16 protein-coding genes and 1 other annotated feature are annotated in these 14,436 nt (G+C 60.8%); of the genes, 6 read left to right on the forward strand and 10 right to left on the reverse strand.

Going from position 1 to position 14,436, the window contains the following annotated elements:
* Window positions 1-104: 104 nt before the first annotated feature.
* Window positions 105-317: a helix-turn-helix transcriptional regulator gene (locus D1646_RS18490; RefSeq protein ID WP_160637878.1), complete on the reverse strand. Its 213-nt coding sequence runs from the start codon at window positions 315-317 to the stop codon at window positions 105-107.
* Between the two features lie 55 nt (window positions 318-372).
* Here D1646_RS18490 and D1646_RS18495 point away from each other — a divergent pair, with 55 nt between their 5' ends.
* Window positions 373-630, forward strand: a complete 258-nt coding sequence (locus tag D1646_RS18495) for a DUF6809 family protein (protein WP_160637879.1) — start codon at window positions 373-375, stop codon at window positions 628-630.
* On the opposite strand, the gene D1646_RS18500 is transcribed toward D1646_RS18495, so the two are convergent.
* The 9 genes from D1646_RS18500 to coaBC all read right to left on the reverse strand — a co-directional run bounded on the left by D1646_RS18500 (window position 631) and on the right by coaBC (window position 8,296).
* Window positions 631-1,146 carry a YcxB family protein gene (locus tag D1646_RS18500; RefSeq protein ID WP_160637880.1) on the reverse strand — a complete coding sequence of 172 codons (516 nt, stop codon included), beginning with the start codon at window positions 1,144-1,146 and terminating at the stop codon, window positions 631-633.
* Window positions 1,143-1,742: a YcxB family protein gene (locus tag D1646_RS24045; RefSeq protein WP_160637881.1), complete on the reverse strand. Its 600-nt coding sequence runs from the start codon at window positions 1,740-1,742 to the stop codon at window positions 1,143-1,145. The genes D1646_RS18500 and D1646_RS24045 overlap by 4 nt, the downstream gene beginning before the upstream one ends.
* A 42-nt stretch (window positions 1,743-1,784) precedes the next feature.
* Window positions 1,785-1,997 (reverse strand) — a binding site (T-box leader).
* 32 nt (window positions 1,998-2,029) lie between these two features.
* The gene (gene purF / locus D1646_RS18510) at window positions 2,030-3,433 is read right to left on the reverse strand and encodes an amidophosphoribosyltransferase (protein WP_160637882.1); all 1,404 of its coding nucleotides are present in this window, start codon (window positions 3,431-3,433) and stop codon (window positions 2,030-2,032) included.
* A gap of 101 nt (window positions 3,434-3,534) precedes the next feature.
* The gene (gene rbr / locus D1646_RS18515; RefSeq protein WP_160637883.1) at window positions 3,535-4,071 is read right to left on the reverse strand and encodes a rubrerythrin; all 537 of its coding nucleotides are present in this window, start codon (window positions 4,069-4,071) and stop codon (window positions 3,535-3,537) included.
* A 91-nt stretch (window positions 4,072-4,162) separates the two neighbouring features.
* A complete protein-coding gene (locus D1646_RS18520; protein ID WP_160637884.1) occupies window positions 4,163-4,612 on the reverse strand; it encodes a hypothetical protein in 450 nt (149 codons plus the stop codon).
* 13 nt (window positions 4,613-4,625) lie between these two features.
* Entirely contained in the window at window positions 4,626-5,063 is a 438-nt protein-coding gene (locus D1646_RS18525; protein WP_160637885.1) for a LytTR family DNA-binding domain-containing protein, read from the reverse strand.
* A gap of 132 nt (window positions 5,064-5,195) precedes the next feature.
* Window positions 5,196-6,530, reverse strand: a complete 1,335-nt coding sequence (locus D1646_RS18530; RefSeq protein ID WP_160637886.1) for an MATE family efflux transporter — start codon at window positions 6,528-6,530, stop codon at window positions 5,196-5,198.
* Between the two features lie 6 nt (window positions 6,531-6,536).
* Entirely contained in the window at window positions 6,537-6,989 is a 453-nt protein-coding gene (locus tag D1646_RS18535; RefSeq protein WP_160637887.1) for a MarR family transcriptional regulator, read from the reverse strand.
* Between the two features lie 113 nt (window positions 6,990-7,102).
* Complete coding sequence (gene coaBC / locus D1646_RS18540) at window positions 7,103-8,296, reverse strand: bifunctional phosphopantothenoylcysteine decarboxylase/phosphopantothenate--cysteine ligase CoaBC (protein ID WP_160637888.1); 1,194 nt, start codon at window positions 8,294-8,296, stop codon at window positions 7,103-7,105.
* 218 nt (window positions 8,297-8,514) lie between these two features.
* Here coaBC and D1646_RS18545 point away from each other — a divergent pair, with 218 nt between their 5' ends.
* The 5 genes from D1646_RS18545 to D1646_RS18565 all read left to right on the forward strand — a co-directional run.
* Window positions 8,515-9,165, forward strand: a complete 651-nt coding sequence (locus D1646_RS18545; protein ID WP_160637889.1) for an ECF transporter S component — start codon at window positions 8,515-8,517, stop codon at window positions 9,163-9,165.
* Window positions 9,166-9,193: 28 nt separating this feature from the next.
* A complete protein-coding gene (locus D1646_RS18550) occupies window positions 9,194-9,964 on the forward strand; it encodes a type III pantothenate kinase (RefSeq protein ID WP_160637890.1) in 771 nt (256 codons plus the stop codon).
* A 179-nt stretch (window positions 9,965-10,143) separates the two neighbouring features.
* A complete protein-coding gene (locus D1646_RS18555; RefSeq protein ID WP_160637891.1) occupies window positions 10,144-11,436 on the forward strand; it encodes an adenylosuccinate synthase in 1,293 nt (430 codons plus the stop codon).
* A gap of 78 nt (window positions 11,437-11,514) precedes the next feature.
* Entirely contained in the window at window positions 11,515-13,383 is a 1,869-nt protein-coding gene (locus tag D1646_RS18560; RefSeq protein WP_160637892.1) for a S41 family peptidase, read from the forward strand.
* A gap of 268 nt (window positions 13,384-13,651) precedes the next feature.
* Window positions 13,652-14,436 (forward strand): GTP-binding protein (locus tag D1646_RS18565; protein ID WP_160637893.1); only part of this gene is annotated, 785 nt, incomplete at its 3' end.

The raw sequence follows: 14,436 nt of genomic DNA on the forward strand, positions 1-14,436 counted from the left end.
AATTTCAAGTAGAGGCAGTGCCAGCAAGTCAATCCCCACCGGCTTCGCCTCCGCCCCTTTTCAAAGGGCCTGGCCCTGCTTCGCAGGGCCGAAGCCGTCCTGCCCTACGTCCGCTCTTCAGTGCGCCCCAACAGATAATCAGCCGTAACGCCGTAGAAGTCTGCCATGCGGACCAGAACGGAGGCATTTGGTTCCCTCTCTCCCGCCTCATAGCGGCAGTAAGTTTTTAGGGAAATTCCCAACTCTTTCGCCGTATTTTCTTGAATAAGTTTCCGCTCTTTGCGGAGGCTGTAAAGTCTTTCCGATAATTTTAGCATTTTTTCTCCCCACCCCTTGACAATACCGAACGGTCTAAATCACGGAGGCATTACAATGGACGACTTGATGACATATCTATACAGTTTTGTACTGGAAACGCGCATGGACCGCGTGAGGGAGGACCGGGAATACCAGACCGTCCTCCAGGCGATTTTGCAGCAGGAGGACGCAGTCCGAAAGAATATGGACCAGGAACAGCGGCGGGCATTGAACCGCCTGCTCAGCGAGATATCCTCCCAAAACGCCATTGAGAATGAATATATTTTCCGGGCCACCCTGAAGCTGGCCCAGGAGCTGCGCGCGCTGGTATAGTCACCGGACACGCTGAATTTTCAGGCCGGTTTTCCGCTCCAGCAGAGCCCGCAATTCCTCTGGAGTGCCCCAGCTGAGGCCCGACTTGCTGTAGGCCTGTCCCTGGCTCCGGCTGTGCAGCAGGACAAAGTACTCCTCTGTCTCGGCAATCAGCCTGATCTGACTGTAAAGCCACCGGCTCTCCCCGGATTGGGTGCGGCAGACATAGGTGCTCTCATCAGAAAAGGTAACGTTTACCGTCCGTCTCTCCGGCTCAATCCGGCGCAGGAGAAACGCCCCGTTGATCCGGTCTTCCAGAAGCAGGCAGCCCAGCATGAACAGCCCCATCAGAGTGTTTGGCAGCCAGCCGCCAAAGCCGCCCCGCAGGTAGCTCACTGTCAGAAATGCCTCCAGCGCCACCACGAACCAGGCCAGCGTCCGAACCGGGCCGCTCCGTCCCCGGCGCAGGGTCTTGCGGCTCACCCGGGCCAGGGTCGTCATGGCTCTGTGGTCAATTGCAGTTTGGATGACGATCATACCCGCGCCTCCTCCCCGTTCACCCAGCTCACCGGGCGGCCTGTCTGCTCCTTCAAAAAGGCGGCGAATCGGGTGGGGTCTCCCTGAGTGAACTGGGATTTGCTTAAAATGTGCCAGACCTGCCCGTCCAGACTGAGGTAAAAATGCCCCTCGTCCTCCCAGACGGGCCGGAGATGGCTGTAGTCATAGCGGTGGTCGCTGCTGCTGTTGTGCAGTTCCAGCCCTTCGGGGGTCAGGCGGTAGCGCCAGCGCAGGCCCGGCTCCTGCCTGGACCATTTTTTCCAGGCCCGCACCGCCCACCGGGGATGGACCGGAGCGCCCCCCGGCCGCCACTGCACCAGGGTCACCACGCCCAGCGCCAGGAAGGCCAGCCCCATCCCAATCACAGCCCCGGGAATGGGCTCAAAGTGCAAGGGGTTCAGCGCGCACACCGCCAGCAACAGCCCGCCCGCCGCCAAAAACAGCCAGCCGCCCAGCCGCATTCCCCGGTCTGAGATCCTGCTGACCGGCTTTTTGCCGGGGCTCTTGTCATAAAAGCCGTACCAGAAGGCGGCAAAGTCCTCCACCGTATAATTTTGCCAGACCTCAAATTCCACTGCCCCTCACCTCCGGAACAAAAACGCCCCAAGTCCAAACGGACTCAGGGCGATTGAAAACCGCGGTACCACCTGAATTTCCCCAACAGCGGGGACGCTCTCAGCTTCTGTAACGGGAAGTCCCGCCATCCCCTACTGCCGTTTTCAGGGACAGGGCGCGAAAGCCACCTTCACCCGGCCAGGCCGGGGACTTGCACCCTCCGTCCCCTCTCTACAGACCCCCGCCGGGCTACTCCTCTTCCGCATTGCCTTTGTTCGGTCAATTATATGAAAAAATCCCCCACTTGTCAAGGCGTATCTTCCAATTTTCCCTCCACATTTTCAATGGGGTATGTTCCGGTGAAGCAGCCCTGACAGAAGCCGCACCGGGCGTCCGGGGCCAGCCTCTGCAGATTTTCCAGTGAGAGGAAGGCCAGACTGTCCGCGCCGGCCATATCCCGGATCTCCTCTGCCGAGTGGTGGCAGGCGATGAGCTTCTTCCGGTCGGGGATGTCGGTGCCGAAGTAGCAGGGGGCGATGAAGGGGGGCGCGGACACCCGCATATGGACCTCTCTGGCCCCCGCCTCCCGCAGCAGGTTAATGATCTGGCGGCAGGTGGTGCCCCGGACAATGGAGTCATCCACCAGGACGACCCGCTTGCCCGCCACCTCACTGGCCAGGGCGGACAGCTTGATCCTCACCGCCTGCTCCCGGCTGACCTGGTCCGGCGTGATAAAGGTGCGGCCTACGTAGCGGTTTTTCACAAAGCCCATACCGTTGGGGATGCCGCTCTCCAGAGAGAAGCCCCGGGCGGCGTCCAGGCCGGAGTCGGGGACCCCCACCACCAGGTCGGCCTCCACCGGCGCCTGACGGGCCAGCAGACGCCCCGCGTTAACCCGGGCCCGGTGGACCGACTGGCCGGCAATCACCGAGTCGGGCCGGGCGAAGTAGATGTACTCAAAGACGCACAGGTGGGACTCTCCCCGGCAGTTGTCCCGGATGGAGCGGGCCTCCCCGTCCTGGACCACCACCACCTCGCCGGGGTCCAGCTCCCGCTCCACTCTGCCGCCCACCGCCTGGATGGCGCAGGACTCAGAGGCGAAGAGCACCGCCTCCCCCTTGCGGCCCATGCACAGGGGACGGAAGCCCCAGGGGTCCCGGCAGGCGATGAGCTTCTGAGGGGACATGACCAGCAGGGAGAAGGCCCCCCGCAGGCCGGCCGTGGCTCTGACCACCGCCTCCTCCACGCTCCCGCACCGCAGCCGATCCTGAGCGATGGCGTAGGCAATCAGCTCCGAGTCACTGGTGGTGTGGAAAATGGCCCCTCGATACTCAAACTCCCGGCGCAGCCCGTCCACGTCCACCAGGTTGCCGTTGTGGACCACCGCCAGCGTCCCCTTTACATATTTAATGGTAAGGGGCTGGGCGTTCTCCCGCTCCCCCGCGCCGGTGGTGGCGTAGCGCACGTGGCCCACTGCTATGGTGCCGTTGAGTCGGTCCAGAATGTCTTTGGAAAAGACCTCGCTCACCAGACCCACATCCTTATGAAAGGACTGCTCCCGGTCATTGATGACCGCAATGCCGCAGGCCTCCTGCCCCCGGTGCTGGAGCGCGTACAGACCGTAGTAGGCAGTCTGGGCACAGCCCCCCGCCTTGTCATAAATGCCAAAAACTCCGCACTCCTCGTGCAGTCCGGCTTGAATCCCTTCCATGGTGATCCCCCCGCAAAAAAATACAATGGTGCCCTGGTACAGGCGCCATTGTCTGATGGATGTATCATAGCACAAAACTGTGCCGGGGACAAGGGGCAAAATCAATAATTCTCCGCCTTGATCTGGAAATAGGCCTGGGGATGGGCGCAGACGGGACACACCTCCGGGGCCTGTTTGCCCACGTGGATGTGGCCGCAGTTGGAGCACTGCCAGATCATCTCCCCATCCCGGGAGAAGACCAGTCCCCCCTCCAGGTTGGCCAGCAGCTTGCGGTAGCGCTCCTCGTGCTCCTTCTCAATCTTGCCCACTCCCTCAAAGAGGGCGGCGATGTGGTCAAAACCCTCCTCCCGGGCCTCCTGGGCCATCTTGGCGTACATATCGGTCCACTCAAAGTTTTCCCCAGCGGCGGCGGCCTCCAGATTCTCGGCGGTGGTTCCGATGCCTCCCAGCAGATTGAACCAGATCTTGGCGTGCTCCTTCTCGTTGGCGGCGGTCTCCTCAAAAAGCTGGGCGATCTGGACATAGCCCTCCTTCTTGGCCTTGGAGGCGAAATAGGTGTACTTGTTCCGGGCCTGGCTCTCCCCGGCAAAGGCGGTCCACAGGTTCTGTTCGGTTTTGCTTCCCTTCAGTTCAGGCATGGTATACTCCTCCTAAAATAAGAACAATTCGCATTTAGAATGAAGCTATCATATCAGCTTTCAGGGGGGTTGTCAATAGGGAGAGTCCATTTTATTCCGCCTCGTTTTGAAACCGGCGCAGACCCCGGTTCAGTGCGGCGGTGTCCAGCTTTTTTCTCAGCTTCAAAGCGTACCACATGGCTGCCAGCGCCCACTCCAGAAAGACAATCAGCAGAAGACCGCCCCATCCGGGGAGCCCCGGGAACCAGTGCAGACCCCAGGCGCAGCCAATAAAAATCAGATTGGCCAGAGCCGCCCAGAGGGCGACACGCCGGCCCCGCCCCTCGTCCGGCCACTCTTTGACATAGGGGAAAATGGCGGACTCCAGACAGGCAAAGACGAAGCAGGCCAGCAGCATTTCCAGCAGAATAAGGATCTCCACCGTCCAGCTCCTCAGCAGAACATTGACCAGACCCTTGAAAAAAACCGCGGCGGAAAAATACAGGCCCATACGGTATTTAGTGTCAACGCCCCAGAGATAAAATCGGTTAAATTGTTCCATAATTTCTCCTTTCTTACAGTCCCAGCCGCTCCCGGAGCAGCGGGGCGTAGCGGCGAGATACAATCAGCTTCTCTCCAGTCTCAAGAGTTGCTTGGATACGGCCGGACGCCCCGCTGGCCAGACTGCGGATGTGGTGGAGATTGACCACCGCCGACTTGCCCGCCCGGAAAAAGCCCAGGGGGCCGTAGCGGCTTTCCAGCTCCCCCAGACCCAGAGCGGTCTGGTAGACGGCCTGACCGGTGTAGACAAATACCCGGTCGTCCACCGTCTCGCAGTAGACCACCTCCCCAGGCGAGAGAAGGGTTGTCTGCCGGCTGTCGTCCCAGACGCATAGCCGCTGGAGACCGGAGCGCAGCAGGGACAGGACCCCCAGCATCTCCTCGTCCAGGTCCGGGCACCGCAGGATGACCTCGTTCTCTGTCACTCCGGCGTGTTCCACTGTGATTTTCATAGGCGCACCTCCTGTCCATGGACATGATCAGAGTATCAAAAGCGACAGGAAATAGCAAGGGCCGTCCCCCCAGGGTGCGCTTTTGAGGGGGTGAGGTGCAAAAATGTTTCCCTCCAGGGGAGGGAAGCCCGGTTATGGTAAATAGTGGTACCGCTCCCGGTTGCTCCAGATCAGCGCCAGAGCCACCACCGCCCCCAGGCCGTCGGCCACCACCACCGCCAGCCAGATACCGTCCAGCTTCAGCGCCAGGGGCAGGAGGAATACCATCCCGCCCCGGAACAGGAAGGTACGCAGGAAGGAGATCAGCGCCGACACAAAGCCGTTGCACAGGTCGGTGAACAGTCCGGAGCCGAAGATGCCAAAGCCCACAAACAGATAGCTCAGGGCGAAGATCCGGAAGCCGTGGACGGTCATGTCCATCAGCGCCGGACTGTAGCCCACAAAAGCAGCGGCTAGGGGCCGGGCCAGCAGCTCAGACAGGGCCACCATAGCCAGGGAACAGATGAAAATCACCGTAAGACTTCTGCGCAGCAGTCCCTTCAGCTCCTCCCGGTTATCCGCCCCGAAGTGGAAGCTGATGACTGGCCCCACCCCCATGGAGAAACCCAAAAAGACCGCCGCAAAGGCGAAATCCACATACATCATCACCGAGTAGGCCGCCACTCCCGACTCCCCCACCAGGCGCATGAGCTGGAGATTGTACAGCACACTGATTAGCGAGGCGGACAGGTTGCTCATCAGCTCAGAGGACCCGTTGACACAGGCGTTTTTCAGCTCTCTGGGGTAGAGCCGGGTGTGACACAGCCGCAGTTTGCCCCTTTTGGGCCTCAAAAAGTAGAGCAGAGGCAGACCGCCACCCACCACATAGCTGAGCACCGTCCCCCAGGCTGCCCCGGCAATGCCCATATCACACAGGGCAATGAGGACATAGTCCATAACAATATTGGTGGCCCCCGAGGCCAGAGAGACGGCCAGCCCCATCTTGGGCAGCTCCGCCGTCACGCAGAACACCTGAAAGGACATCTGCAGCATAAAAGCCACCGTGCCTCCCAGCAGGATTCGGCCATAGGAAACGCAGCCGTCCATCAGCAGCTCACTGGCCCCGGCCAGACGGGCGATCGGCTCAATCAGCAGGGCGCCCACAACGGAAAACACCGTACCCAGCCCCACCACACACAGGATAATCATGGTAAAGTACCGGTTGGCCAGCTCCGGCTTGCCCTCCCCCATGGTGCGGGCCACAATGGCACTGCCTCCAGAGCCCAGCATAAAGCCGAAGGCCGCAAAAATCATGGAAACCGGAAAGATAATATTCACCGCCGACAGAGCCAGCTCCCCCACCAGGTTGGACACAAACAGGCCGTCCACCACACTGTAGATGGAGGTGAAGATCATGGTCACTATGGAGGGCAGGGTAAAGCGCAGCAGCTTGCCATAGGTAAAGTGATCGGACAGTTGGATTTGCATAAAAACTTACTCCTCCTGGACATTTTGAAAAATTCGTTCCGCCTGCCGGAGCAGCAGCTCCAGACGCTGGCGGTGCAGGGCCAGCAAGCTATCCTGCGCCTGCTCCTCCATGCCGAGAAAGGCCTGTTCCTCCAGCTCCAAAACCGGGCGGGCGGTGCGCCGGACCAAGTCCTGGCCCGCCTCGGTAAGATGGATATACTTGTTGCGCCCCGGTCCGCTGGACAGGCAGAGGCGCCCCTCCCCCTCCAGCTGCTTTAAGCCGGAGTGGATGGTCTGCTTGCTCAGGGAGAGATACTCACACAGCTCGGTCTGGGTGAGGGGCTTTTGAGCCGCCTCCAGGGTGTACAGGATCCAAAAGGCGGAGTCGGACAGCCCGAAGTGCCTGGCCAGCCGGTGATACAGGTTGTCCTCCTCCTTGTACAGGCGGTTGTACTCCTCGTTAAAGTATGAAAAGTCCATGGCAGTTCCTCCACAAAATAAAAAGTCCGAAATCAGACTTCCGCCATTGTAGTCTGATTTCGGACCTTTGTCAAGGGGTATTTAAAAAATTCAGCGGGACGGGGGAACTTACTTCATATCATAAGCCCCACAGCAATGTCAAGGATTCGCCCGGCCACCTCCTCCTTGGACATGAGGGGCAGCTCCTCCGCACCCGCCTTGGTAATCACCGTCATCACATTGGTATCGGTGCCGAAGCCCGCCCCCGCCACCTTCAAATTGTTGGCGCAGATCATATCCACCTTTTTCTTCTCCAGCTTGGACCGGCTGTTCTCCAGCATATTCTGCGTCTCCATGGAAAAGCCGCACAGCACCTGTCCCGGGCGGCGGTGCTCCCCCAGGTATTTTAGGATATCCTGGGTGCGGCGCAGGGGGATGGACAGATCGCCCTCCTTCTTTTTGAGCTTGTCGTCGGCGTACTGGGCAGGGGTATAGTCGGCCACGGCGGCGGCTTTGAAGACGAAGTCGGCCCACTCCTGCCGGGCGGCCACCGCCTCAAACATATCCTGGGCGGAGGTCACCTCCACCACCTCCACAAAGGGTGGCGGCGCAATGGCGGCGGGCCCGGAGATCAGGACCACCTCCGCCCCCCGGAGCATGGCGATTCTTGCCAGGGCATAGCCCATCTTCCCAGTGGAGTGATTGGTGAGATAGCGCACCGGGTCCAACGCCTCCTGGGTAGGACCAGCGGTGACCAACACCCTCTTCCCCTCCAGGTCGTGGGGCAGGGCAAGAACGTGCAGAATGTACTGGAGAAGGTCCTCCGGCTCCGGCAGCTTGCCCGCCCCCACCGCTCCGCAGGCCAGCCGGCCCGAGGCGGGGGCAATCACCTCCCAGCCATACCGGCGGAGGATATCCAGATTGTCCTGAGTCACGGGGGTTTCAAACATTTTGGTGTTCATGGCCGGAGCGACGAGCTTGGGGCAGGTGCAGGCCAGTACGGTGGTGGTGAGCATATCGTCGGCCAGCCCGTGGGCCAGCTTGGCGCACACGTTGGCGGTGGCGGGGGCAATCATCACCAGGTCGGTGCGGTCGGCCAGGGCGATGTGCTCCACCTGGTGGGAGAAGTTCCGGTCAAAGGTGTCCACCATACAGCGGCGGCCGGTAAGCTGCTCAAAGGTGAGGGGGGCGATAAACTGGGTCGCATGGGCGGTCATCACCACCTCCACCTGGGCGTGCTGCTTCACCAGCGCCGAGGCCAGCGCCGCCGCCTTGTAGGCCGCAATCCCCCCTGTGACGCCCAGCAAAATGGTTTTTCCCTTTAACATGATGGTTTCCTCCTTAACCGCTTCGTCCCTGTTCCGCGCCGGAACTTTTTTCCTCTATTATACCCTCTTCTTTTTCGCCTGTAAAGCCGTAAAGTTTTTTCTTGCATATTCCGCCGCTATCCTGTATAATAAGCCGCTGAGAGGACGGGGCACGTCCTCGCCCTCTTAAATATTGCGCTGCATCCGCATGTGGCGGAGCGGCAGCAGGAGGTAATTTTATGAAAACTCGCAAGCATGACACCCGTTGGCTGGTGGGTGTGGCCCTATTTGTGGCCCTCCAACTGGTCCTCCAGATGACCGGCATTGGTCTCATCCCCCTGCCCTTCATCAAGGCTACCACCCTGCATATCCCGGTCATCATCGGCGCAGTAGTCCTTGGCCCTCTGGCAGGCGGCATCCTGGGCGGCGTATTCGGCATCTGCTCCATCTGGACCAATACCGTAACCCCCAGCGCCCTGTCTTTCGCCTTCTCCCCGGTTCTGGCCGCAGAGACCAGCGGTGCATCCGGCGCGGTGAAGGCCGTTTGGATCGCCCTGGGCTGCCGCATCTTAATCGGCGTAGTATCCGGTTGGCTGTGGATCGGCCTGAAAAAGCTCAAGGTCAACGACTTCGCCGCCCTGCCCATCGTGGGCGTGGCTGGGGCGCTGACCAATACCGTACTGGTCATGGGCAGCATCTATGTTCTGCTGCGGCCTGAGTACGCCGCGCTGAAAAACGTAGCCATGGAGGCCGTGCTGGGCCTGATAATGGGAGTCGTTGGAACCTCCGGCGTGGCCGAGGCTGTCGCTGCCGCTATTCTGGTCACCGCCATCGGTAAGGCGCTGCTCCATGTTCCAGCCCTGCGGCCCCAGGCAAATGCAAATATTTAAATTGATACAGAGAGTTTGGTGACCCCTTATGCTCCTGGCAATTGACATCGGCAACACCAACATCGTCATCGGCGGCATCAAAGACGGGGAAATCGCCTTTGAGGCCCGCATCGCCACCGACCGAATCAAAACCTCTGACCAGTACGGGGCGGAGATCAAAAGTATGCTCAGCCTCTTTGACGTCGCTCCACAGGATGTGGAGGACTGCATCATCTCCTCAGTGGTGCCGCCCGTCTTCAACTCGGTGCGCACAGGGGTGATCAAGGTCATCGGCAAGCGGCCCATGGTGGTGGGACCCGGCCTGAAAACCGGGCTGAACATCCAAATGGACTCCCCCTCCCAGGTGGGCAGCGACCGCATTGTCATCGCCGTGGCCGCCCTGGCGGAGTATGAGCCCCCCCTCACCCTGCTGGACCTGGGCACCGCCACCACCATTGAGGTGGTGGGCAAGGGGAGCACCTACTTAGGGGGCTGCATCATCCCCGGCGTGCGCATCTCTATGGACGCCCTCACCTCCCGCACCGCCCAGCTCCCCGGCATCAGCCTGGACCGCCCCCGGCGGGTCATCGGCAAGAACACGGTGGACTGTATGCGCAGCGGCATCATGTATGGCACCGCCGCCATGCTGGACGGAATGCTGGACCGGGTCGAGGAGGAGCTGGGCTTTTCCACTACCGTAGTGGCCACCGGCGGCATGGCCCAGTTTGTGGTCCCTCTGTGCCGCCGGGAGATACGCCTGGAGCGGGACCTGCTGCTCAAGGGGCTGAATATCATCTATCAAAAGAATAAAAAGACCTGATACGCGGACTTTTCTGTCTCCCACCCCCTGTTGCGGGGTTGGGAGACATTTTTCTGGCGGCGGCCCTGGATTTCCCCTTGCAACAGGGAAAAAAAGGGGGTATAATAGCCCCGTTACAGGCGGACTGGAAAAGGCAGACCCCGCCGGGCTGCGAATCCCGGTCTCCGGAGGTAACAAATATGGTAAAAGCAATCGTAGGCGCCAACTGGGGCGACGAGGGCAAGGGCAAGATCACCGATATGCTTGCCAGCCAATCGGATGTTGTCATCCGCTTCCAGGGGGGCGCCAACGCCGGCCACACCATCATCAACGACTATGGCCGGTTTGCCCTGCACACACTCCCCTCCGGCGTGTTCTACCCCCACGTCACCAACGTCATCGGCAACGGCGTGGCCCTGGACATCGCCAAGCTGGCCCACGAGCTGGAGGAGGTCACCAGCCAGGGGGTCCCCGCTCCCAAGGTGCTGGTTTCCGACCGGGCCCAGCTGCTCATGCCCTACCACATCCTCCAGGACACCTATGAGGAGGCCCGTCTGGGGGGCAAGGCCTTCGGCTCCACCAAGAGCGGCATCGCCCCCTTCTACTCCGACAAGTACGCCAAGACGGGTATCCAGGTCTGCGACCTCTTCGACGAGGCCATCCTGCGGGAGCGGCTGACGGCGGCGGTGGAGCTGAAAAACGTCCTCTTCCAGCACCTCTACCACCAACCCCCTGTCAGCGCGGATGAGATCATGGACCAGCTTCTGGTGCTCAGGGAGAAGCTCCGCCCCTACGTGGGGGACACGGTGACCTTCATCCACCAGGCCCTGAAGGAGGGGAAGACCATCCTGCTGGAGGGCCAGCTGGGCTCCATGAAGGACCCGGATTTGGGCATTTTCCCCATGACCACCTCCTCCCACACCGTGGCCGGCTACGGCTGCGTGGGGGCCTGCGTGCCGCCCACCGCCGTGAAGGACGTCATCTGCGTCACCAAAGCCTACTCCTCCTGCGTGGGCTCCCAGACTGAGCCCTTTGTCAGCGAGGTCACCGGCGAAGCGGGGAACGAGCTGCGCCGCCGGGGCGGGGACCACGGAGAGTTCGGCGCCACCACAGGCCGCCCCCGCCGGGTTGGCTGGTTCGACACAGTGGCCACCAGATACGGCTGCATGGTCCAGGGGGCGACCCAGGCGGCTCTCACCTGTCTGGACGTGCTGGGCTACCTGGACGAGATTCCTGTGTGTACCGGCTACGAGATTGACGGGACTGTCACCAGCTCCTTCCCCACCACCCCCGCCCTGCTGCGGGCCAAGCCGGTTTTCGAGACCCTGCCCGGCTGGAAGCAGGACATTCGGGGCTGCACCGATTACCGCGCCCTCCCCGCCAACGCCCGAGCCTATGTGGATTTCCTGGAGCAGCGTATTGAAACCCCCATCACCATGGTATCCACCGGTCCCAAGCGGGAGGAGATGGCCTTCCGCACCCCCAAGCTGTAAAACTTCACCACGCCGGGCGTCTGTGCGCGTCCGGCGTGTGGAGCATAGAGACAAACAACCATCGCAAAGGAGAACAACATGAAAAAAACAATTTCCGCACTGCTGGCCCTGTGCCTGACTCTCTCGCTGGCTTTGGTCCCCGCCTCCGCTCTGGAGCTGGAGGACGCCAAGGAGCTGCTCCGGCAGGTCTACGTGGACGGCATCCCCGACGAGCTGCTGGAGCTGGACTCTCTGGATGCAATTCTGGAGGCCCTGGGCGACCCCTACACCATTTATATGGACGCTGAGCAGTACCAGACCTTTAACGAGATCGTCAACGGTCAGGAGGTGACCGGCATTGGCGCGGCGGTGGAGGTGGACTACAATGACGGCTACCTCATCGTCTCCATTCTGCCCAATTCCCCCGCCCTGGAGGCGGGCGTCCTGGCCGGCGACGTGCTGGTCGCGGTGGACGGAGTGGAGCTCACCGCCGATATGGACCCCCGGGTTCCGGTGGCGGGGCCGGAGGGCAGTCAGATCACCATCACCGTCCGCCGGAACGGCCAGCTGCTGGACTTCACCCTTACCCGCCGTGAGGTACAGATCCCCATTGTAACCCATGAGCTGCGGGGCGGGGCGGGCTATATCGACTGCATCAGCTTCGGCGCCACCACCCCCATGCTCTTCCAGGAGGCCCTGTCCGACCTGGAAAGCGAAGCCTCCGTCTGGGTCGTGGACCTGCGCTCCAATCCCGGCGGCGGCAGCACCGCAACCGCCCTTACCTCCAGCTTCTTCACCGGGGGCGGCGTGATGCTCTACTACCGGGACGGCTCCGGCCGCTATCAGCGCAATTACACCTCCGATGCTTTCCCCGACCTGACGGACAAGCCGGTGATCGTCCTCACCAGCGAGAGCTCTGCCAGCGGCGCGGAGCTGTTTACCGCTGATATGCGCGCCTATCAGGCAGGTATCGCTGTGGGCCAGCGCACCTTCGGAAAGGGCACCGCCCAGCTGATTTTCGACGAGACCAACACCGATATTATGGAGAATGGAGAGGCTATGAAGGTGACCGCCTACCGCTTCTTCTCCCCCGATGGGGCCACCAACCACATCGTTGGCGTGCTGCCCACCCTGCTCATCTCCCCGGACAACACCCAGGCCGCCGCCATGCTCCTCACCAGCCCCAAGCCGGCCCGGGCCCAGGGGAACTGGAAGCTGGAGCTCTCCTCCCATACCTTTTATATTGACGGCGCCCAGGCGGTGAGCGAGGAGTACAAGGACGCCTTCACCGAGCTGCTGGAGGCACTGCCCCCCTCCGCCGCGCTGTATCAGGGCTCCGGCTCCCAGACCTGGACCCAGGTCACTCCCGCCCAGGCCGCCAAGACCAGCAAGCTGAGCTTCAACCCCCGCACCCTGCCCGACACGGCGGACAGCCTCTACGCCCGCGAGATTGACACCTTGAGCGCTTACTGCATCCTCTCTGGCTATGAGGATGGAGGCTTCCACCCCGCCGATCAAATCACCCGGGCCCAGTTCTGCACTATGGTGGCCGCCGCCCTGGACCTGCCCGCCCCGGAGACCGTCCGCGCCAGATTTTCCGACGTGTCCCCCGACAGCTGGTTTGCCGATTCTGTCTTTGCAATGTCCGACATGGGCTTTATCTCCGGCTACAGCGACGGCCGCTTCGACCCCGACGACACCGTCAGCTATCAGGAGATGGTAACGATTCTCTCCAAGGTGGCCGCCTGGGCCAGCATCGACGGCGACTTCCTCAACCGGGAGCCCCTCCTGCTGGAGGAGTCGGTCCAGTTCCAGGACTTTGACCAGTGGGCCCAGATTCCCGCCCGCAACCTGGACGCCCTGGAGGTCCTTCTGGACGGCCCCACCCCCAGCGACCCCGGAACCCGTGAAATGGCCGCCGCCCTCATCTGCCGCCTCATGGAGAACACCTGCATTATTTGGCCTTAAACTTCTCTTCCTTCTTCTTTCTTTTTGAAAAAAGAACGAAGCAAAGAAAAACTTTCGGAAAAAACTTCGTTTTTTCTCTGCGCTTATATAACAGCCGCTGCTTCTCAATGACACCTCTAAACTTCACAGCTTTTTTACATTTTTCTATCTTCTCCCCCTTGACAGGGGGAGAAGATAGCATTATAACTTGATTTTAGAATAAAAATTCAGTTCTTTTGAACATTCTCAGAAGAACACAGGGAAAAGTTTCAAGAAAGGGTTGAGCAAATTGACTAAAGTTGACATTATTTCGGGATTTTTAGGGGCGGGCAAGACCACGCTGATTAAAAAGCTGCTGGACGAGAGCTTCAAGGGGGAGAAAATTGTCCTCATTGAGAACGAGTTCGGCGAGATTGGCATTGACAGCGGCTTCCTCAAGGACGCCGGTGTGGAAATCACTGAGATGAATTCCGGCTGCATCTGCTGCTCCCTGGTAGGCGACTTCGGCACGGCGCTGAAACAGGTGCTGGACGACTACGCCCCCGCCCGCATCGTCATCGAGCCCTCCGGCGTGGGCAAGCTGTCCGACGTGGTGGCCGCCGTGGAACGGGTACAGGCCGAGTCCCCCGACCTCCACCTCAATAGCTTTGTGACTGTAGTGGACGCCGCCAAGGCCAAGGTCTACATGAAGAATTTCGGCGAGTTCTTCAACGACCAGGTGGAACACGCCTGCGCCATCATTCTCTCCCGGACCCAGAACATCGACCAGGCCAAGCTGGACAAGGCGGTGGCCCTCCTGCGGGAGAAAAATCCCAAGGCTGCCATCCTCACGACTCCCTGGGACCAGCTCACCGGTGGACAGATCCTCTCCGCTATGGAGGGCGGCCACGACCTGGCCCATGAGCTGATGGAGGAGATTGAGCACGCGCATCATGGACACGACCATGACCATGAGCACCACCATGACCACGAGCACGGCCATGACCACGAGCACCATCATGACCACGAGCACCACCATGACCACGAGCACCACCATGACCACGAGCACCACCATGACCACGAGCACCACCATGA

Origin of the sequence: Pseudoflavonifractor sp. 60 (assembly GCF_009911645.1) — a bacterium.
GTDB lineage: Bacteria > Bacillota > Clostridia > Oscillospirales > Oscillospiraceae > Lawsonibacter.

What these genes read in the sequence shown, in the direction of transcription:
- D1646_RS18490 (WP_160637878.1), bottom strand. Translation starts at nt 317, where the DNA reads ATGCTAAAATTATCGGAAAGACTTTACAGCCTCCGCAAAGAGCGGAAA.
- D1646_RS18495 (WP_160637879.1), top strand. Translation starts at nt 373, where the DNA reads ATGGACGACTTGATGACATATCTATACAGTTTTGTACTGGAAACGCGC.
- D1646_RS18500 (WP_160637880.1), bottom strand. Translation starts at nt 1,146, where the DNA reads ATGATCGTCATCCAAACTGCAATTGACCACAGAGCCATGACGACCCTG.
- purF (WP_160637882.1), bottom strand. Translation starts at nt 3,433, where the DNA reads ATGGAAGGGATTCAAGCCGGACTGCACGAGGAGTGCGGAGTTTTTGGC.
- rbr (WP_160637883.1), bottom strand. Translation starts at nt 4,071, where the DNA reads ATGCCTGAACTGAAGGGAAGCAAAACCGAACAGAACCTGTGGACCGCC.
- D1646_RS18520 (WP_160637884.1), bottom strand. Translation starts at nt 4,612, where the DNA reads ATGGAACAATTTAACCGATTTTATCTCTGGGGCGTTGACACTAAATAC.
- D1646_RS18525 (WP_160637885.1), bottom strand. Translation starts at nt 5,063, where the DNA reads ATGAAAATCACAGTGGAACACGCCGGAGTGACAGAGAACGAGGTCATC.
- D1646_RS18530 (WP_160637886.1), bottom strand. Translation starts at nt 6,530, where the DNA reads ATGCAAATCCAACTGTCCGATCACTTTACCTATGGCAAGCTGCTGCGC.
- D1646_RS18535 (WP_160637887.1), bottom strand. Translation starts at nt 6,989, where the DNA reads ATGGACTTTTCATACTTTAACGAGGAGTACAACCGCCTGTACAAGGAG.
- coaBC (WP_160637888.1), bottom strand. Translation starts at nt 8,296, where the DNA reads ATGTTAAAGGGAAAAACCATTTTGCTGGGCGTCACAGGGGGGATTGCG.
- D1646_RS18545 (WP_160637889.1), top strand. Translation starts at nt 8,515, where the DNA reads ATGAAAACTCGCAAGCATGACACCCGTTGGCTGGTGGGTGTGGCCCTA.
- D1646_RS18550 (WP_160637890.1), top strand. Translation starts at nt 9,194, where the DNA reads ATGCTCCTGGCAATTGACATCGGCAACACCAACATCGTCATCGGCGGC.
- D1646_RS18555 (WP_160637891.1), top strand. Translation starts at nt 10,144, where the DNA reads ATGGTAAAAGCAATCGTAGGCGCCAACTGGGGCGACGAGGGCAAGGGC.
- D1646_RS18560 (WP_160637892.1), top strand. Translation starts at nt 11,515, where the DNA reads ATGAAAAAAACAATTTCCGCACTGCTGGCCCTGTGCCTGACTCTCTCG.